Raw genomic sequence first — 18,032 nt, 5'->3', positions numbered from 1 at the left:
AAGGAGAGGGATGATTGTGTTTGACCAACTCCGAGGGCTATTGAATTCTTTGTTTGGAGACATTACGTCTACATTTATCACTTTGTTCGCCATTGGGATTCTTATTTGTGGCCTATTGGCGGCATTTGGTGGAGAAGAAAATCAAGCAAAGTTCAAACGGGGGTTGTTTTTGTGCATCTCTGGGTTGATTGTGTTCTTGCTTGCTCGCCCGATCGTGTACTACTTCCAAAGCAACCTCTAATCGGAGGGGTGAATGAATTTGGCATATGAAACACAGTCGATCGCTGAACGAAGGGAACAGTTGCGGGAAGAGGGGAAGATAGAGCTACCTTTAAACGTTGATACACGAAAGTATTTACTATCGTTCATTCGGTATCGAGACGTGCTGATCTCCCTTCCTTTATTGATTGCTGGCATTGTGGCTCTGTATATCATCCATCGAACGGGAATCGGCATTAATTCGCAAAACGTGATTGTCTGCTTTGCGCCCTGGGCAACGTTCTTACTGTTGCTGACGATTCAACATCCCGATCGGAAGAACATTTCGTTTTTCGAACACCGGATTGTTTGGCGCATCAAGTACAACAACCGTCAAAAATTGTTCGTATATACAAAGGGTGATCTGATGGGAAAGAAAAAGGAAAAAGATGTTCGTGAACAGCTTGGCATTTCTAACATTTATTCCGACTGCTACGAAACAACGGACAAACGATTAGTCAAAGTGATCAAAGTGTCGAGCATTAATCTTTCGTTGCTAAATAACAAAGAGAAACGCATGATTTTTCAAGCCTACGAAACGTTCCTCAACGACCTTCCAAAAAATCTAACGATCCAAATCAGTCAGATCGCGCAACCAGTCAATTTGAAAAACTACTTCCTGTTCATCCAAGAGCAGACATTCCGAGAACAAGATATAGCGAAAAAATTGTTGGCGAAAGGATATCTTGATTTTATCGATGATATTCAAAAGTCTAAAAACATGGTATCTCGAAACCGATATGTCATTATTTCCAAACCATTCACGGTGCAGAACAGAGACAGTGTCTTGGAGGAACTTGATCGACAGGCAAAAATCCTTGTTTCTCAAATCGAGAATATGCTCGGCGGTCGCTTTCAGCTGAAAGCAGAAATCCTAAACAACGAAGAGTTATTCCATCTCATCTACACCTGCGTTGACTACGAAAATGCACAAGTCAATGCGGAAATCAAAACAAGTACATTCCCGATCACACTGGGAGAAGAGACATATAGAGAGATGAAAAAGAAATGGGAGAAAGAAGTAACGGAGAAAATCATTTAAGCCAGGGGGAAGGACAATGAGACTTACACTTCCTTTTTTTCGAAAAAAGAAAGAAGAGAGTTTGGAGGAATCGTATTACAACACTAATGAACATATTTTGAATTTGCTTTCTCCTGACAGTATCGAAGAAAAAGAGAGTTATGTCCGTTCGGGTACGAACTATACCCGAACACTTGTTGTTGTAGAGTATTCATCCATTATTGTGCAGGAATATGTTCAACGTCTAAATGATCTGAGTGATAACATTAGCGTCATTCAGTATATCACAGAGTACGATTCTTCAGAAGTGCGGAGACATCTATCGGAGAGCATTAAGCAAAACAGTCAAAAACTATATTCCAAATACGTCAATGATGCAGGAAAAGCCGAAGCACAAGCGCAGATCGATAGTGCCAGAATGTTGCTCCATCAGCTAAGTTTCAAGAACGAAAAAATGTTCATGTTTCAAATGCTGATTCACATTGTTGCAAACGACTTGAAAGAGCTGGATGCGCTGACTCAACAAGTGAAGGCCATCGTCGGGCCATTTGCAAAAACACTCACGCCGACTACAAGAATGAAAGACGCTTTTGATAGCTTCTTGCCAATCGGCAAAAACAAAGTATATGACTTGACATATCGCCCGATGAACGCGGAAGCCGTTTCTTATTTCTTTCCGTTTCATGAAAATGAGATTTTCGACGAGAAAGGTATCATCAAGGGAAGAAACATGACAACCGGAAATGTGGTAATCGTGGACGACGATTTGTTGTTAAACCGCCATGAATTTGTCATTGGGATTTCCGGTTCTGGAAAATCCACCTATATTTTTCAAGATATGATGCGGAAGTACATGTTAGGACGCAGAATCATTGTGATCGACCCGAAAGGAGAATTCGGGGAGGTATTTCGTACACTTGGCGGTGAGTGGGTGAAAATCAGCTTAAAAGGCGGGAACATCATCAATCCGTTTGACATTCCAAAGAATCAACATGGAACAGAAGAAGGAAATCCACTGATCGCTAAAATCAGTACCTTGTTGACGATGTTCCGCCTCATGTATCCGCAGATGACGGATTTACAGGAAGATGTCTTGTCAAAATTATTGCTTGAGCTATATGCCAAGTTCGGCATCGTGGAAGAAACAGACGTAAACGCACTAACGTTAACGGACGTTCCGATCATGGAAGACTTTTATCATTTTCTTGAAGAAATCAAGGAAACAAACCCTGAAGAGTATGAGCACGTAAGGGACTTCCATACCACGTTGCACGCTTATGCGAAAGGCATGTTTGCCAAAGTGTTCAATGGGCATACCAACGTGGATGTGTCGAATCCACTTGTCGCTTATGATATTTTTGACCTTCAAAACCGGGAAAAAGCACAACGAGTAGTATACTTCAATTTATTGTCTCACATAAATTATGACATTTTAAACGGCGACCGGCATCCAACGCAAGTATACATTGACGAAGCACATATTATCGCTGACCCAAAAGTGCCTCTGGCGATGGAATACGTGTATTTCATGATGAAAGTCTTACGATCGTTTAACTGCGGAGTGACACCGGCTACCCAGTCGATCAAAGACTTCCTTTCTGCAAAAGATGATAAACGAAACTATGGGGAAGCTGTCATTTCACAAGCTATTCAACGTTTGTATTTGCCGATGCAAGAAGTAGAAATCAACTTCTTGGAGAAAGAACTTGGACATCAATTTTCTGAAGAGGAACGAACGACATTAACGGTCGTTGAGGGGCGAAAAGACGAACAAGCAGGTAAGGGCATCTATTTTGTCGGCTCGAAAAAAATCAAATTGGAAGTGCAGTTGACCGATATTGAAAAACAACTATGGTTTGAACGGAAGAAAGTAAGCGAGTTGGTTCTATGAGAGATGTCGTTTATTGGTTTCTTCTTCGCAAACCACTTGTATGGATGGGTATAGGCATACTAAGTGTGGTTGTACTGATCGGCGCTATAAGTAATGCCATTTTCGGAGAGGAAGAAACCTTCTCTAATATTTCGGGCGGGATGGCGATGTGCACGAAGGGGAAAGTGGATGAAGCAAGAATTGAAGAAGTGTTATCTAACGCCGGAGTTTTTGCTGGAAAAAAAGATGTGTTCATGAGTGCAGCTGAAAAATACGGTATTGATCCCGTGCTACTCATCGCCATTGCGCTTCATGAGACCGGATATGGAACATCCAATGCGGTTAAAACCAAAAACAATCCTGGTGGCATTATGGACCCGAACACTGGAAAGCTGAAAGTATTTGATAGTCTGGAAGACGGCATCAATTTCACGGCAGGAAACCTGTATCGGGTCTATATATCTCAAGGATTGGTGACGATTCAACAGATCGGAGCGAAATATGCTCCGATTGGAGCCAATAATGACCCGACAAATTTGAACAGAAACTGGGTTTCGGTGGTCACCAAGATTGCAAATGAACTAGGCGGCCTCTCGATGAACTGCGAAGTCATGGGGACAGGAGAATTCGCGCTGCCTACCGGTTCGATGAGCATCACGTCCAATTTTGGATATCGGAGTGATCCGTTCGGAGGCGGAACGGAATTCCACAAGGGAACAGACTTCGCTTGTTCGCGAGGTGATGCAATTTATGCAGCTGACGGGGGGCAAATTGTAGTGTCCGTGAAGTCCGGATATGGTGGCGGATACGGACACCATGTCATTATCAGCCACGGCGATAAATTCACCTTGTACGGCCACATGGAACATGTGGATGTAGACGTAGGAGACACGGTGCAGAAAGGACAGAAGATCGGTACTTGCGGAACAACCGGTTCCTCAACGGGATACCACTTGCATTTTGAGGTTCAGCTAGGCGGCATCTATGGTGAAAGAGTAGACCCAATGACGTACTTCCAGCCAGCAAAGAAGGAGGAAGATGAATGAGAATCACCGTTACTAACCTTGTGTTAATCGTTCTTCTATTGATTGCAGGAAGCTTTAGCTTCCTCTTGTATACGGACCTTCAGGAAGCAAAGGAAAAGATTGAGAAGTATCAAGATATCGAAAAGCTGAATCAACGATCAGAGGATTTTATCGAAGCGTTGGTTTATGGGAAACATAAAAAGTATCTGACCGGAGAACAACTGGCGCGATATGAAGCTGGCCTGAAAGAGTATGGAGAACCAACAGAAAAAAACATGGCGAAAATAAACGAATTCAAAATTCATCAGCTGTTCACAAAAAAGCAGAAAAATAAAGATGATGAGGCGGAATCGTATGCCATTGTACAGATTCGCTATGAAACAGGAGATCCTAATAAATACGGGGATGACTACATTCATACATTAACGGTCAACTCTCATTGGGTGAAAGACGCTGGGGAGTGGAAAGTCGATCATATAGATATGGCTTTGCTTGAAGACAGCCGGGACGAAATGTTGCGGAAACAAGCTGAAGAAGCGCTGCGGAAAGCCGGTCAAACAAATTAAAGAAAAGGGGGAGAGGAAAAGTGAAACTGACGCCGGAACGGCGTAGACAGATATACGAGATCACGCAAAAAATACTCGCTGTCTACGATCGTTTTTTCTCTTTTGTACTTAAGCTGTATGAAAAGCCGGTGGAACGAAAGAAAAGAGAGTTTTTCCTTACGTATCGCACAGAAATGACGGAAGAAGAAATTCGGGAGTATCAATATCGATTGACGGTAGGGTGGACGGTTATCTTATTTATCTTCATTTTACTTTTGCTAGAGATCGGGGGGAGAATCTTTGGCTAAATTTGTTCGAGTCCTAGTCGTTGCGTTTCTGTTGTCCTTGGTGATCTTTCCAACAGCAAGTTTCGCGAAAAAGGGGGATTTTTATGAAGATAACAAAACATTTTTTGAAGAGCCAGGAAATTTAGATGATGAGAATAGATCGTCAAGTGCTTATATTGAGATTTTAAAAAACTATGATCCAAACAGTCAAACGATTGAATGTGGGAGATTTGAAGTAACATGCCATATCTATAAATTTATCTTTGAAACAGGAGTTTCAGCGTTGGAATTCATTAAAGAAATCATGAAAAAGACGGTCATTTCTCCAACAGACATCATTCAGAATCCGTTGTATGAAAGATACCAGGACGGATTGTTCACGTTGTCAAAAACGGTATTGGCGATCTTCATTGTATTTAGTATGACAAAAATCATGAGCCTTCGCATGGCGGATGCGGATGACGGCCCGATTGTCATGAACGAAAAGCTCGTAAGCATCTTTGTGATCTGTGTGTTCCTGTTCTTGTATGAATCCATCGTTCATTGGATTTTGAACTTTCAAGAAAAACTTATGACCGAAATTATCGATACAATTCAAACTGAGGATATGGTAACAAATATGATCTCTAATATTTTACTGTCTCCTGGGGTATTTGCTTTCATCGCTGTTTTAGTCATCGGAATCATTCTGGTGGTTCTAGCGCTACAGTTTTTCTATCGCATCGCCCTCGTTGCGATTTTGTATATTGTCGGTCCAATCGCCATCGTGACGAAAGTCAATGATACTTTTAACTTCTTTGATTTCTGGCTCAAGCAATTCATCAGCGCGTTTCTCACGCTGGCCTTGCAGTTGATTGCGACAGCCATTGGGCTGCAACGCTTTTTTGAGAGACCGCAGTATTTCGGTGACACAACGAATTTGTTTATCGGAACCGCCTTTTTCATTCTTGCTGTGACGTTGCCATCCCTTTTAGGTCAATGGGGATTCAGCACCGGTTCAGCACGTTCTGTAATGTCAGGAGCGAAAACCATCGCCAGAGTAGCCATGAGACGCTAGACGCTAAGGAGGATGATAGACATGAAAAAATGGATGATAATCGGCACGGCTGTTTCATTGATGTTCCTGTTTGGTTGTCAGAACGATCAAAAAGAAGTACAAAGTACGAAGGTAGAGGAAAAAACAAAGGCGAAAGAAGACAATTCGAAAGAAAAAGCAAAAAGCGTCTTCACACGAAAAGATCGTCAGATCGCAAAGGAAAAAGCCGAAAAATTTATTGTTCTTCTCACTGAGTTTCACGGGCGTTCTATTTTTAGCGATGAAGATAACAATAAAGTTCATAAAGAGTTGAGCCAAAAAGCTCGTAAACAAAAATTAATCCATCCAGAATCTGCTTTTGCAAACCCGCAATATACATTATTCGTTGAACGTACGAAAGAAAATAGTAAATTAATTCTTCGTCGAGATCGTTTCCAATTAGGTGATAACTTCAGAGAGATTTATTATACGTATTTAGATGTTCATGAGCTAAATTTACCTATCTCTTATATATCGGCTAAAGGGGTAAAACATGATTCTGTCATCCGATTTGTTAAAACAACAGACGGAGAAATTTATATTTTGGACGCGCCAATGTTGAACAGCGTAGACTTGGAGAAAAAAGATGAGGACGCCTATTATGACGAGTACAACCGTAAGGAGATAGAACAAGAAGTCAAAGAAGAGCTGAATATTCAATGAGTGAGGTGAGATCATGCAACAATTTCCGATCAATAAATACGGTGAGGTTGAAGTGGAACAAAACGAACTTCGGTATTTCATACCGATTGCGTATACAGAGGCCAGTGAACTAGATGAATTGGAAGAGGCATATCGAAGAAAAGGAAAAGAACTAATGGACTCCCCGTATTACTTGTTTGCCAACAATTTAGAAGTAGTACGAAATCGCTTCTGTTTCACGTTCCAGTTGGAGGAAATGAAAGCTTTTCATTATATTCGGCAGTTCCCGTTTGAGGAACAGTTATACTATCTTCGTTCGCTGGTGGAAATGGCGAAAAATATTGAACAGACACCAGTTTTGTGGGATAAAAATAGCCTTCTTGTAGACTTGACGGACGGAAAAATTAAAACGTTCATCTTTGGATTTGATAAACATCCGATTCATGTATCGCAAGATGTAGTGGACGGACTAAAAGAAACGATTATCCTGGCTTTGACGACGCTTCATCGTGTGTTGGGGAAACCAAGACGGATTGATTTCATCGATCAACGGGAGATCGTCATCCGTTTTGCGGAAAACATTTTGCACGGAAAATCCGTTAGTGAAATTGGGAGAGTTGTAGAAGATACGATTTTGGAAATTGAACGTCAGTTAGAACAGGAGAAAAAAGAGCAGCCGAAATCCAACGTCCTTACGGCCTTTAAAGAAAAGTGGAACGCGAAAAAAGAAACGGCTGCTACTGTTGAACAGCCAGTCTGGCGTTTCTCCAAGAAAAAATCGAATCTTCCGGCACCATATGAAAAGAAAAAGTCTTTTTGGGATAATAAATACGTGTATCTTTCTGCTTCGGCACTCGCTTTTGTCATTCTCATTGGAAACTCAACAGGGGCATTTGATTTTTCCAAACCTGAAGAAGCAAAAGCTAAACAAGAACAGACAGAAGTCATTCCATCTAACAAGCTCATCGGTATTTACCGGCAGGCAATTACGGGAGACAAACAAAAAGCGTTAGATCAATTGGAGCGATTGGGATTTGATAATCTGAGCAAGAAAGACCAAAAAGTGATGTTGAGTCTATATGAAGAGACAGGACAGCCCGAAAAAGCCATTAAGCTGAAGCCGGAATATGCAGAAAAAGTCGTGAACGACTTAGTTAGTAATCAAAAGTACGACGATCTACGAACGCTGCAAAGTAAAGTTGATAATCCAGTTGTTAATTTCGAGGTCGCTTTTTTAGATAAGAAATGGGAAGATGTAGTCCGATTAAAAGACAAAGTGAAAATGACCGACAGACGGGAAAACCAATTATTAAGCGCATATCTTCATTTGGGAAGAATGGATGAAGCTAAAAAATTGGCTGCGGAATCTCCTGAATTGAGCCAGAAAGTCCAGGATTTCGAGATGAAGAAAAAACAAGTCGAGGATTTGAAAATGCAGGTGCAACAGGTGCAAAAAAATGAAAAAGACGCGAAAAAACGTGATGAACAAGTGAAAAAACTGAATGAACAGATTAAGCAACTGGAAGCAGCGATCAACAACATCTAAAAAAAGTGGAGAGGGGCGATCATTTCACCCTCTCCACTTCTTTTTTGGGAGGCTGGATGTTCATGTCTTTCACGGGTTGCTGCATCCGTTGTATCATATTTTGAATAAACTCTTTATTGATTTTCTTAGGGATGAATCCGATTCGTTCACGAATGAGGTTTTCGATGACAAAGCATTTTCGTGTCCAGTATTCATACTCTTTAAAGGTATACTGTTCCGCATCGGAAAATTCCTTTGCTCCTTGCTTCAGCGCCTGGATAAAGATGTACCGATTGTTGTACGTATCTGATCGTTCTTTTCGTGCCAATTTTAAAAGGCAAAGTAATTCGACAGTGGATAGTTTCATCAGTTCAGGAGTTGGTTTTTTGGCGTCTTCGATCGTGGGCTGCTGTTGAGGCAGGAGATTTTTTCTTTTCCCGTTCTCCTGGACTTCGCTTCGATCAAGCTTCATTTTGCAAAAACCACAATAATAATGATGATGGTGATTTTGCACTCCACTTCCGCAGTATGGGCAAGTTTTCATATCTCTCATTCGTTCTTCCTCCTTTTGCATTCCGAATTGGTTTAGTTCCCCAAAGGGGGATCAATTTCGCCCTTTTGGCATGGAGAAGCGCAAAACACGCATAGCCAAACAGTCAAGGGTTTCAGCAAAAAAGTTTTTCCTACATTCTTTTCATCAAAGGAAAAAGTTTTTTGCCCCTTGACGGTTTGGCTCGCCGACTTATCCTTCTGGCCGGAAAGGTTCGGGTGTCCTGCCGGCCAAGAAGGTTAGTCGGCTTGCGTTGTTTTAGAACCCGGAAGGCAAAAGGGCGAAGAGGGTATTTCGCTCTCTTTTTTATTTTTCAGCCCCCCTTAAAAAAACGGCTTCTCAGATTGGCGTATAACGCGTCTTCAATTGCAAAGTAATGGTTTTATATTCGGAAGAGAAAAAGCGTCTCTATAGGGCATTTATGGCTTTTAAAACGTATCCCCTTTTGTTCAATCAAAATTTTGCTATATTTTTTCCCTGATCATTTCTTCTGTTGCTCCAATAAATGCTTGGCAAAGCTTTCAACGGTATATTTTGACCAGTATGGCGTTCCGGCTACTACTAAGTCTTCCTTTGGAAACTTTCCTCTTTTGCGATAGACAGCAATCTTGTTTTGGGGGAAATGAATTCCTTTATCCTCTAGATAGCGCGCAAAATCACTTTGGGTGTAGTAGTCCTGGGAGTCTCTAATGATCGAGAAGTTAGGGTTTTTAATCAAATACGTTTCGTTTCTGAAAAACTCCACGATTAGTTGCAACGCAAATTCCAGCCATTCATCTTCAAGGTGCTGATATAGTAATTGGAGCGAGAATGCTTCCTCATTCGGTTTTTCAAAGAATCGAGCCAATTGCAAAAATGTCTTTTCTAACTCACTTAATGTCGAGGAAGTTTTCAATACTTCTTTATTGGATTCATCCAGTAAAGGTTTTAATTGAGGAAATTGATTGATGATCTTTTGTGTAGTATTTTTCATTTAATCCACCTCTTTGTTGTAAGTTACTACAATAATAGCATAAAATGTTGTATATCACAACATTTTCCCTAAAATAAATGGCTGTTTTATTGCAACGCTTTAAAACAGCCCATTTTTGAAAAGCTCGATGCTATTCAAAAATGGAGAAAGGGGAAGAAAGAAAAAGAAGAAGGAAGGAGGAAAACCTTCCTTCAGGAAAAGAATCCTCTTTCTTTGAGGGAAGTGTATTCTGCTTTGTAGTTGATGACTAGGTGATCGAGAACTTCAATCCCTAGTATCCTTCCGGCTTCTGCTAGCCGTTTTGTCATTTCAACATCCTCTCTCGATGGAGTGACGTCACCACTTGGATGCTGATGTGCGACGATGATGCTAGCTGAGTTATTGAGGATTGCTGCCTTAAAGACTTCTCTTGGGTGAACGATGGATGAGTTGAGTGAACCGATATGGCAGCGATGAACGGCAACGACTTCGTTTTTGGTATTGAGGCACATGACTAAGAACACTTCTCTGTCGTCGTCGCCGATGAAGTGTGCTGCCACTTTTGCTGCATCCTCCGGACAACGGATTTTGTATCGCTCTTCCACCTCCTGAACGATTTGTTTGATGCGTTGGATTTCGTAGATTTTTTCCATGGTTGAACACTCCTTTCTTTGTTTGCCGGTGGGGGAATTTTTGCGCGAAGGCGGGTAGAAGGGTGCGGAACGAAGTGGAGCATACGAAGTATCAAGCGATTCGTTGACGGCTTGTGGGAAGCCCAATGACTTAGCAAGCCTTAAAAGCGATGCTTTTTAGGCTTGGTTAGCCGACTTGGCTTCCCCAAGCCGTCCGAAGAGCGCAGACCCTTTACGCGCCTAACAAGCAAAAATTATAATGGGGTGAGGCAAAGGAAGGAGCGTACTTGGGAAGGAGGTAAAAAATAAAACGCATTTTTAGCCTGTTGCATTTTTTAATGCAACGGCCTAAAAATGCACCAAGACAAACTTTTTCAATCCTTAATATTGAAAATTGATAATCGTATTAAATATAATTCACTTGCATAAAAACTAGATTGGGGGGTCGATGTTGCAGAACGCTAATAATATCCCATTCAATTTTTATGATCACGTCGCCGTACTTTTTCCTGGAGCAATAATGGTAGGTTATTTTATTTTTATCGCAAATAAGATATTCCCCAATACGTTAGATTTAATATCTAAACTTCATAATTTTTCCTCAACCTTACTCATTTTAGTACTTCTAATAATGTCATTTATTTTTGGTCATATTGCATACAGTATTTCAAAGTGGACATTTGATAAAGCTTTTTTTTCAAAAGGTAAGCCAGTTGATAAATTCCTAGATTACTCAGATACAAAGCAATTAGAAATAATATCTGAAGTAGAAAAAATATATGGTGCAGAAATAGGTAAAGAGCTAAGATCAAAATTGGATAAATATAAAAAAAATGAAATTACAGGCTCTGAATTTGGTCTGAAGAACTATTGCTACGCACTAGTTGAAAGAAAAGAAACCAAACATGATATGTTTATCGCCTTAGCAGATTTCTTAAGGAGTACAGCTTTTTTACTTGCCCTTGGAGTACTTTACCTAATAACAACATCAATATTGGATTGGATTCGGAATTGTATATCCGGTGGCTATTTAATAAAGATTATTATTTTTTCTTTATTTCCAATTTTATCAAGTTGGTTGCTCCTAAGCAGATCAATAAGAATGAGAAAGGCAGCTGATAGTGTTATATATTCACAATTCTTATTTGATGCAAAAAGACTTAATTCCAATAATCAAAAGTGAGGTTTGGTGTTATGGATATCATACCAATAAATAAAATTGATAAGTTAAGCTACTTGGAAGCTGTTGAGAAAATCATTGAACTTAATGAGCATTTAAATAGATTTTGGTCAAGTGTTATTGGATGGGCTCCTGTTGAGGCTGCTAATTTATTAAGCAAATCTAGATTAGATTGGCAGGTGTCTTTATCTTATTCCGTGAAAATGCATGCGCCCCGATGAGTCATTTTCATGCCCGGGTGGAGAGCAAAAATTGCTCATGGAACTTTTCCATGAAAAGATGGGATAAACCTCCCTTACAAGGGGCGGAGAAAGGCGACTTAATTCTCGCTTGGGCTAATCTTGGAGCTTTAGTAGAGGGAACATTAAAATTATTTCTTTCTGTATATTACAAAGATTATTCGGAAGACCCAGATAGTTATAAGGATAAAAAAGGTGATTTATTGGAGCCCGACTCAATAAAATTTGAACTACTTAGACATTTTTTTAACAAAAAGATATGGACAGATAAAGAGTTTCTTCTTTTGTTTATATGATTTATTCTATATAAATTGAAATAAAGGTTTTCTCCCGTTCCACGGCGAATAAATACAAAGAGAAAATAGGGGAACGGAGAGAAAATATGATGCCAAATCACAAAGACGAGATCGAAAAGTTGTCCACTGCCATGAAAGAAGCAAAAAGTAAACGAGCATATGAACGCTACCAAGCGATTTATCTTCATTTGCAGGGATATACCAAAGGAGAAATCGCAACGATTATTGGTCGATCCAAGAAAACTATTTATAACTATATTCATGCCTACGCCCAGCGCGGTCTTGATGGACTGGAGATGAAATACTCACCTGGCGCCCCACGTCGATTGACCCCTGAGCAGGAAAAAGAGCTGGCTTTGATCATTGAACATCAGCTCCCCGTAGATGTGGGATTCGAAGCAAAATATAATTGGACGCTTGCGATAATCGCTGAACTCATTCAACAAAAGTGGGGGCCAACATACACGCTTCGCGGAACAAGTGACATTCTGCATCGGTTAGGGCTAAGCTATACGAAACCGACCTATACACTAGCCAATGCCGATGAAGAGAAACAAAAAGAATTCGTCGAAATCACCTTCCCTGAAGTAAAAAAAACTGGTAGATGGGAACATCGCCCATGTCCTCTTTCAAGATGAGTCGATGATTCGTGATTACCAAGCGATTCAAAAAACATGGTTTGTCAAAGGAAAACAACGAATCATTCCGACGTTTGGAAAACATCAAGGGCTGAAGCTGATTGGCACGTTGAACTACGAAACAGGGGAAGTGTTTTGCATCGAAGAAGAACGCTATGACGCGGAAACATTTCTTCGATTTCTTCAACTTGTGTTAGAACGCTATCCCACAGGCAAAATAGTGATGATTTTAGATAACGCTCGAATTCACCATGCCAAACTCATTCAGCCATTTTTAAAAGAACACGAAGATCGGTTAGAGCTCGTCTTTTTGCCACCATACAGTCCGCAATTGAACTTGATTGAAGGGCTATGGAAATGGCTGAAATCAGACGTGATTTACAACGTGTTCTATTCGAGTGTGCAAGAAATTAGAAAGAATGTCCAAGCCTTTATTCAGCGAATCAACCAGAAACCAGAACAAACGATCGATCGTTTGTGTGTTCAGTTGTAAATCTTTAATTCAACTTATATACGTTATTTTATAGATTCCTTCAATCAATGATTGCAAAAAATAAGAGCGTTAGAAACGCTTCCACTTCAATTCCGATATGAGTTGCCGCACCGCCTCCGACTCCGACATGTTTTTTGTCTGACAGTATTTATGGAGAAGTTCGTAAAGCTCGTCGTCCAAGCGCACGGTAATGCGATATGACTTGGACTTTTCTTCTTTTGGGCGTCCACGTTGGAGCTTTTTGCGTTCGACGCGCAGATCATCATGGACGACAACATCGAGGTATCCGAACCGCTCATAAATGTTTTTATGTTTCTCTACGAATTCTTCCCACATTCGGGGAATTTCTTCAAGAAGCCGGAGGTACTCTTCCTGCAGCCTCTTTGTTTCCTCTGGGGACCGAGGGCGCCGCTTGCCGAATTCCTGAAGGACGAGAACCTGAAAATCGTGCCGCTCATAGCATCTTCCTTCCATCATCGCCATCACCTCTATTTTTTGTCCGACACTATTTGTGTTTATTATACCTCCAGACTTTCACTAATTCAACATTTTTCGTCTGACATAAAATTAAGATACCAGTGCCAATTTTGCCTTTCAATTTACCAATCGCTCCAACATGTTCGCTATGTGTTCAAAAGCAAAGATGAGCAACAGGCGAAACGACGCTTGAAGGCTTGGATTCATCGGTATTTGTTTTGTCCTTGTTCCGTTGTTCGTGCCATCGCAAAATCACTCGTCAAACGAACAGACGAAATGATATCGTGCATTTTATCCCATTATTCGAATGGGAAGATGGAGGGAACGAATAACAAGATCAAGCTGATGAAACGTCGGGGATACGGATACCGAAATATCCAGCGTTTTGCACTGCGGGTTCGGCTGGAAACAGCTAACATACTTTCATGACAGGTGCAAGTACATCTTTTGGTGATGAACCAATTAAATGTTATTTTTATTTTTTTATTGAAAAAAATAGTCAAATAATTTATAATATAAAATGTAATGGTAATATTTTAAAAGGAGTGGGTAACATGAAAGAAGCTAAAAAATTAACCCGTATTCACTTGGAAAGAGCAGCGAAAGAAGGTCTGGTACTGGCTGTTAACGGTGCTGCTATCTCTATCAAGATAAAATAATTTTAGTGAAAAGGGCAGTGACTTTGTTATCCTGCCCTTTTCCTATACTAGAGATGTATTGGAAGGGTTGGTATTATGACAAAGATTCCATATCAAATCAATGATAGCGGCATAGTGGCACTCCTTCCAGATGGAAGAGTAGAGTTTTTGAGTCATGAAATAAAAGAAGTGCTTGATCAAATGAATCAAGGTTTAATTTCATCTTTTGACTTTGATCCCTATATTATTAATGATCCGCTTGTTGATTTGCATGAATTTCACTTAAGTGCTCCCGCTATTGCTTTTATAGAAACTACTAACCTTTGCAATTTGCGCTGTAAGCATTGCTATGCCGATTCAGCTTTTAAACGTCCGAATGAAATGTCTACTGAAATGATTCTTCAGTTAATTGATACATTTGATGAAATGGGGGTACTCCAAGTTTTTTTGACTGGAGGAGAAATTTTTTCTCACCCCGATGCGATTAAAATTATTAATTATGCTATGGAAAAAAAATTTCTGACCCAGATTTTTACTAATGGACTGCTTATTACCGAAGAAAAACTTGCTGCTATAAAGCCTGGTGCTTCTTTCTTTATTAGTTTTGATACTGCTGATCCCGAACGGACGATCCGTGGGGGAATGGATTTTCCAAAATTGAGACGTGTTTTTGAATGGATGAAAAAGTATGGACATGTTTTTCGTACGGCTATATCTGTACACAGATATAACTTAGATGATGTGGAAGAAATTTTTCAATGGTGCGTTGATAATGATTATCCTAGACCACAATGGTTAGAAACCCATCCAGTAGGTAGAGCTTTATTACATCCGGATATCCTATTAAAACCTGAAGATATTGATCGTGTGTTTGAAATATACAAACGGTGTATGGATCGTTTTAGCCAAGGTCCAGATGACATAGATATTGGATTAGGGCAAGATGCAGAGGAAATCGAAATGTACTCGGTGCAAACGATTAGCTTCTGCCAGCGATTGGAACAAGCAACCAATCAAGAGAAATGTGGTCGATCTATTGTATACGTGAATAGTGCTGGTGACGTATATCCTTGTAGCAATTGTATGGCAAATGGCATGTATAAAGCAGGGAATTTGCGTGAAAAGTCGTTCAAAGAGATTTGGGAAGATGGATTCAGTCAATTCCGCTCCATTACATATGATGATTTTCAAGTATGCCAAACTTGTAATGTTTATAAAGAAGGAATTTGGTGTCAATTTCGCTGTCCTCCTCTAGCGAAGAATGTTTCTAATGACGAGAGAGGTTGTGGAGCTACTGAATATATTCGGGCTTTTATGCTGAAAACGGATGCTTACTGGAGAGAGAGACAGGAGGAAAATATTCGCCTTACTCTATCTGGAAATAAGAATAGGAAGGTGGATTAATATGGCGGTAAACAAAATTTCGCTGGAGAATGTAGAGCTAAATCTTGGTAAACTCTTAGAAAAACATCCTGAACTTCAGATTGAAAGAGACGACTATAATATTAACGTAACGGCCAATTATGGGAACAAATTAAAGCCTGAAGAAGTATTTGAGCATTATATTCGCCATGATGGTGCGGGAAAACCAGCACATCTTTACTTCCATGTTCCACTCTGCTCTTATATCTGTCACTTTTGTAATTATGTAAAGAAGTTACTACCTGAAAATGAAGAAAAGCAAAAAGTGTTGGATCAGTGGACAAATTTATTAATCGAAGAATCTAACCGTTATTTACAAAGCGTTTCATGGCTTGGCAAAGCTAAAATAGAGTCATTTTATATTGGTGGTGGTACAGCTTCCCTTCTCTGGAAACCCCAATTGAAAAAAATATTGGATCATGTTCGAAATAATTATGATCTGACTGACGATTGCGAGTTAACTTTGGAAGGAAACCCGGATAATTTTCAAAATGATGAGTTGGAAGATGCGTTAGAATTAGGTTTTAATCGTTTCAGCGTTGGAGTACAGTCGTTACAGGATGAAGTGACTAAGTTCGTAGGCCGCAAACATGACCGAGAAATGTCTCTTAAAGCCATCCACAAACTTCTACAAACCGGGAAACCGTTTAATGTAGATATCATCTTTGGTTTACCTTATCAAACACCGCAGTCGGTAGCAGAAGATATTCGTACATTGTGTGATCTGGGAGTTCCTACCATCACCATTTACCGATTACGCAATGCAGACAGACAAAGTATGGGAATTGGGAACCGATCTGTATGGAATATCAAATCTGTAAGAGAACGTTTAGAAGAGCAAGGATTATTCCCAACTTTGCACGAAACATATGCAATGAGAGAAGAGATCTTAAAGGTTTTCTTGGAATTTAATTATTGGCCAAGCCCCTGTGGATGGTGGAGCAAACCAGGTACATATCCTGATGGAAATATTCCTCGAGTTTCTCGAAATAAATGGCAACGTTATGATACAATGATCGCTTTTGGACCTGGTGCGTATGGATGGTTGACAGGGGGAAGTGATACAGTTATTCAGACTCACAATATTTCTGATATTTCTCAATATGTAGCTCACATGGAAAATAAAACAACTGTTCCACTTGCATTTGGACGTTTACTTTCTGGACATGAAGCGGTTGCAACTGCTCTAGGATTTAATTTTAAAGCAAATCAGCCAATTGAATTAGAACGTTATCGAAAACAATTTGGAATCGATTTGTTGGAAGACGAACCATATCGCAGTATATTTGATGAGTTATTAAATAAAGGATTGATTTCCTTAATGGAAGATAAGAGCGCTCTTCTCCCAACATTAGATGGAGAAGCATTGCATGAAGAAATCATCAGTGTTTACCTCCATCAACGGATTGGTATGCATCCTGAGCCATTGTGTCGTAGATTTTAAAGGAGAATGAGAAGATGGAAACAATTTATTTTGAATTACACGATCGCTCATATCGTGTAAAAGTAGAGATACCCGAACATCCGAGCGGATTATGTATTGTTGTGCCATCGGGTCAAATGGGTAAATTTGATCAGGAAGGAGCAGAGGGAGAAAGGGAACTTTACTCTCACCTCTTCTCTTTATTGCCTACCCAGGGAATTGGTGTCGCTCAACCAGATATGCCATTAAGGAAGAGACTTGATCTTCCGGCTGATGAAAAGCATCTTTGCGAACGTGGGTATTTGCTAAAGAAAACGTTACAGTTACCCCTTTTATCTCATTTTCCACCAGAGAGAATTGTTTTTTTAGGGGTATCATTAGGTGGATATGTCGTTTTGAACAACTTGCACAGTCGGTATGCTGGGGCAATTCTAGTCGGATGTGTGATAGAGGAAAAAATATCTTGGACTGAACCCGTAAGGAATATCCATCTCATTTATGGATCGCATGATTATATTGCCTATGGAGATGAATCGGGCGAACTAATCCCTATAGCTCCAGAAGAATACTCCAAGAAATGCGTTCAATTGCTGAAAGAGTCTGGAGTTGTGAATGTATCTTGCACGATCCTGGATGGATTTAGTCATACTCTTACTCCAAGAGTAGACACAACGGAAAAACCAGAAGAAAAAATTATGAATTTAATAAAGAAAATTATATGCGTCCCCCACTGCAGTAAAAAAATACCCAGCAGTGGCCGCGAAGCGCACCTAGGTTCTGTAAGATATCCACAAAACTGAAAAAAGGGTGTAAGGGATTTTGTTGAAAAATATTTTTTGGACAC

The 18,032-nt window shown here is 40.1% G+C and carries 21 protein-coding genes and 1 pseudogene; 18 read left to right on the top strand and 4 right to left on the bottom strand.

Going from position 1 to position 18,032, the window contains the following annotated elements:
• From GC56T2_RS17945 to GC56T2_RS17395, 9 genes are all read left to right on the top strand, one after another.
• A partial coding sequence (locus tag GC56T2_RS17945) for a hypothetical protein (protein WP_255516161.1) occupies positions 1–241 on the top strand: 241 nt, incomplete at its 5' end.
• A gap of 12 nt (positions 242–253) precedes the next feature.
• Entirely contained in the window at positions 254–1,300 is a 1,047-nt protein-coding gene (locus GC56T2_RS17430; RefSeq protein WP_044736710.1) for a hypothetical protein, read from the top strand.
• Positions 1,301–1,316: 16 nt separating this feature from the next.
• A complete protein-coding gene (locus tag GC56T2_RS17425) occupies positions 1,317–3,170 on the top strand; it encodes a VirB4 family type IV secretion system protein (RefSeq protein WP_044736711.1) in 1,854 nt (617 codons plus the stop codon).
• Entirely contained in the window at positions 3,167–4,195 is a 1,029-nt protein-coding gene (locus GC56T2_RS17420; protein WP_044736712.1) for a peptidoglycan DD-metalloendopeptidase family protein, read from the top strand. The genes GC56T2_RS17425 and GC56T2_RS17420 overlap by 4 nt, the downstream gene beginning before the upstream one ends.
• Positions 4,192–4,740, top strand: coding sequence for a hypothetical protein (locus GC56T2_RS17415; RefSeq protein WP_044736713.1), 549 nt, complete (start codon positions 4,192–4,194; stop codon positions 4,738–4,740). The genes GC56T2_RS17420 and GC56T2_RS17415 overlap by 4 nt, the downstream gene beginning before the upstream one ends.
• Before the next feature lie 20 nt (positions 4,741–4,760).
• Positions 4,761–5,027, top strand: coding sequence for a hypothetical protein (locus GC56T2_RS17410; protein WP_044736714.1), 267 nt, complete (start codon positions 4,761–4,763; stop codon positions 5,025–5,027).
• Positions 5,020–6,063: a conjugal transfer protein TrbL family protein gene (locus tag GC56T2_RS17405; RefSeq protein ID WP_044736715.1), complete on the top strand. Its 1,044-nt coding sequence runs from the start codon at positions 5,020–5,022 to the stop codon at positions 6,061–6,063. Before GC56T2_RS17410 ends, GC56T2_RS17405 begins: the two co-directional genes overlap by 8 nt.
• A 21-nt stretch (positions 6,064–6,084) precedes the next feature.
• Complete coding sequence (locus GC56T2_RS17400) at positions 6,085–6,744, top strand: hypothetical protein (protein ID WP_255516160.1); 660 nt, start codon at positions 6,085–6,087, stop codon at positions 6,742–6,744.
• Between the two features lie 13 nt (positions 6,745–6,757).
• Positions 6,758–8,269, top strand: coding sequence for a hypothetical protein (locus GC56T2_RS17395; protein ID WP_044736717.1), 1,512 nt, complete (start codon positions 6,758–6,760; stop codon positions 8,267–8,269).
• Positions 8,270–8,288: 19 nt separating this feature from the next.
• Here the strand turns inward: GC56T2_RS17395 and GC56T2_RS17390 are convergent, their stop codons facing one another.
• The 3 genes from GC56T2_RS17390 to GC56T2_RS17380 form a co-directional block, all read right to left on the bottom strand.
• A complete protein-coding gene (locus GC56T2_RS17390) occupies positions 8,289–8,801 on the bottom strand; it encodes a hypothetical protein (RefSeq protein ID WP_231578624.1) in 513 nt (170 codons plus the stop codon).
• A 478-nt stretch (positions 8,802–9,279) separates the two neighbouring features.
• Positions 9,280–9,771, bottom strand: a complete 492-nt coding sequence (locus GC56T2_RS17385) for a hypothetical protein (protein ID WP_012301104.1) — start codon at positions 9,769–9,771, stop codon at positions 9,280–9,282.
• A 191-nt stretch (positions 9,772–9,962) separates the two neighbouring features.
• Positions 9,963–10,403: a JAB domain-containing protein gene (locus GC56T2_RS17380; protein WP_075261696.1), complete on the bottom strand. Its 441-nt coding sequence runs from the start codon at positions 10,401–10,403 to the stop codon at positions 9,963–9,965.
• Positions 10,404–10,833: 430 nt separating this feature from the next.
• On the opposite strand from GC56T2_RS17380, the gene GC56T2_RS17375 reads away from it, so the two are divergent.
• The 4 genes from GC56T2_RS17375 (at position 10,834) to GC56T2_RS17360 (ending at position 13,228) form a co-directional block, all read left to right on the top strand.
• Positions 10,834–11,565: a hypothetical protein gene (locus tag GC56T2_RS17375; RefSeq protein WP_144977486.1), complete on the top strand. Its 732-nt coding sequence runs from the start codon at positions 10,834–10,836 to the stop codon at positions 11,563–11,565.
• Positions 11,566–11,576: 11 nt separating this feature from the next.
• Complete coding sequence (locus GC56T2_RS17370; protein ID WP_144977482.1) at positions 11,577–11,783, top strand: hypothetical protein; 207 nt, start codon at positions 11,577–11,579, stop codon at positions 11,781–11,783.
• A 50-nt stretch (positions 11,784–11,833) separates the two neighbouring features.
• Positions 11,834–12,097 carry a hypothetical protein gene (locus tag GC56T2_RS17365; protein ID WP_052523787.1) on the top strand — a complete coding sequence of 88 codons (264 nt, stop codon included), beginning with the start codon at positions 11,834–11,836 and terminating at the stop codon, positions 12,095–12,097.
• Positions 12,098–12,183: 86 nt separating this feature from the next.
• Positions 12,184–13,228 (top strand): IS630-like element ISBs2 family transposase gene (locus GC56T2_RS17360; RefSeq protein ID WP_015374552.1). Its coding sequence is split into 2 segments (ribosomal slippage): positions 12,184–12,687 and positions 12,689–13,228, totalling 1,044 coding nucleotides; the frame shifts between segments, so codons are not numbered across the junction.
• A 69-nt stretch (positions 13,229–13,297) separates the two neighbouring features.
• On the opposite strand, the gene GC56T2_RS17355 is transcribed toward GC56T2_RS17360, so the two are convergent.
• Positions 13,298–13,711 (bottom strand): DUF6290 family protein, encoded by a 414-nt coding sequence (locus GC56T2_RS17355; protein WP_255516159.1) that lies wholly within the window; start codon positions 13,709–13,711, stop codon positions 13,298–13,300.
• A 111-nt stretch (positions 13,712–13,822) separates the two neighbouring features.
• Between GC56T2_RS17355 and GC56T2_RS17350 the strand changes: the two are divergent.
• From GC56T2_RS17350 to GC56T2_RS17335, 5 genes and pseudogenes are all read left to right on the top strand, one after another.
• Positions 13,823–14,134, top strand: a pseudogene (locus GC56T2_RS17350) (transposase); the annotation flags it as partial.
• The gene (locus GC56T2_RS17940) at positions 14,131–14,364 is read left to right on the top strand and encodes a hypothetical protein (RefSeq protein ID WP_222427780.1); all 234 of its coding nucleotides are present in this window, start codon (positions 14,131–14,133) and stop codon (positions 14,362–14,364) included. The pseudogene GC56T2_RS17350 and the gene GC56T2_RS17940, both read left to right, overlap by 4 nt.
• Before the next feature lie 75 nt (positions 14,365–14,439).
• Positions 14,440–15,747 carry a radical SAM/SPASM domain-containing protein gene (locus GC56T2_RS17345; RefSeq protein ID WP_044736719.1) on the top strand — a complete coding sequence of 436 codons (1,308 nt, stop codon included), beginning with the start codon at positions 14,440–14,442 and terminating at the stop codon, positions 15,745–15,747.
• Position 15,748: 1 nt separating this feature from the next.
• Complete coding sequence (locus tag GC56T2_RS17340) at positions 15,749–17,209, top strand: coproporphyrinogen-III oxidase family protein (RefSeq protein WP_144977479.1); 1,461 nt, start codon at positions 15,749–15,751, stop codon at positions 17,207–17,209.
• A 14-nt stretch (positions 17,210–17,223) separates the two neighbouring features.
• Positions 17,224–17,988 (top strand): alpha/beta hydrolase, encoded by a 765-nt coding sequence (locus GC56T2_RS17335; protein WP_044736721.1) that lies wholly within the window; start codon positions 17,224–17,226, stop codon positions 17,986–17,988.
• Positions 17,989–18,032: the final 44 nt, after the last annotated feature.

The sequence above is a fragment of the Geobacillus sp. C56-T2 genome (assembly GCF_007829715.1).
Taxonomy (GTDB): Bacteria; Bacillota; Bacilli; order Bacillales; family Anoxybacillaceae; genus Geobacillus; species Geobacillus icigianus.
This window is presented reverse-complemented; position numbering and strand designations above follow the sequence as displayed.

Excerpts from the sequence above, each read along its gene's own strand:
- GC56T2_RS17370 (WP_144977482.1), top strand. The coding sequence starts at position 11,577 with ATGGATATCATACCAATAAATAAAATTGATAAGTTAAGCTACTTGGAA.
- GC56T2_RS17380 (WP_075261696.1), bottom strand. The coding sequence starts at position 10,403 with ATGGAAAAAATCTACGAAATCCAACGCATCAAACAAATCGTTCAGGAG.
- GC56T2_RS17385 (WP_012301104.1), bottom strand. The coding sequence starts at position 9,771 with ATGAAAAATACTACACAAAAGATCATCAATCAATTTCCTCAATTAAAA.
- GC56T2_RS17345 (WP_044736719.1), top strand. The coding sequence starts at position 14,440 with ATGACAAAGATTCCATATCAAATCAATGATAGCGGCATAGTGGCACTC.
- GC56T2_RS17395 (WP_044736717.1), top strand. The coding sequence starts at position 6,758 with ATGCAACAATTTCCGATCAATAAATACGGTGAGGTTGAAGTGGAACAA.
- GC56T2_RS17430 (WP_044736710.1), top strand. The coding sequence starts at position 254 with ATGAATTTGGCATATGAAACACAGTCGATCGCTGAACGAAGGGAACAG.
- GC56T2_RS17425 (WP_044736711.1), top strand. The coding sequence starts at position 1,317 with ATGAGACTTACACTTCCTTTTTTTCGAAAAAAGAAAGAAGAGAGTTTG.
- GC56T2_RS17355 (WP_255516159.1), bottom strand. The coding sequence starts at position 13,711 with ATGGCGATGATGGAAGGAAGATGCTATGAGCGGCACGATTTTCAGGTT.
- GC56T2_RS17390 (WP_231578624.1), bottom strand. The coding sequence starts at position 8,801 with ATGAGAGATATGAAAACTTGCCCATACTGCGGAAGTGGAGTGCAAAAT.
- GC56T2_RS17335 (WP_044736721.1), top strand. The coding sequence starts at position 17,224 with ATGGAAACAATTTATTTTGAATTACACGATCGCTCATATCGTGTAAAA.
- GC56T2_RS17415 (WP_044736713.1), top strand. The coding sequence starts at position 4,192 with ATGAGAATCACCGTTACTAACCTTGTGTTAATCGTTCTTCTATTGATT.
- GC56T2_RS17420 (WP_044736712.1), top strand. The coding sequence starts at position 3,167 with ATGAGAGATGTCGTTTATTGGTTTCTTCTTCGCAAACCACTTGTATGG.
- GC56T2_RS17940 (WP_222427780.1), top strand. The coding sequence starts at position 14,131 with ATGACAGGTGCAAGTACATCTTTTGGTGATGAACCAATTAAATGTTAT.
- GC56T2_RS17400 (WP_255516160.1), top strand. The coding sequence starts at position 6,085 with ATGAAAAAATGGATGATAATCGGCACGGCTGTTTCATTGATGTTCCTG.
- GC56T2_RS17365 (WP_052523787.1), top strand. The coding sequence starts at position 11,834 with ATGAAAAGATGGGATAAACCTCCCTTACAAGGGGCGGAGAAAGGCGAC.
- GC56T2_RS17340 (WP_144977479.1), top strand. The coding sequence starts at position 15,749 with ATGGCGGTAAACAAAATTTCGCTGGAGAATGTAGAGCTAAATCTTGGT.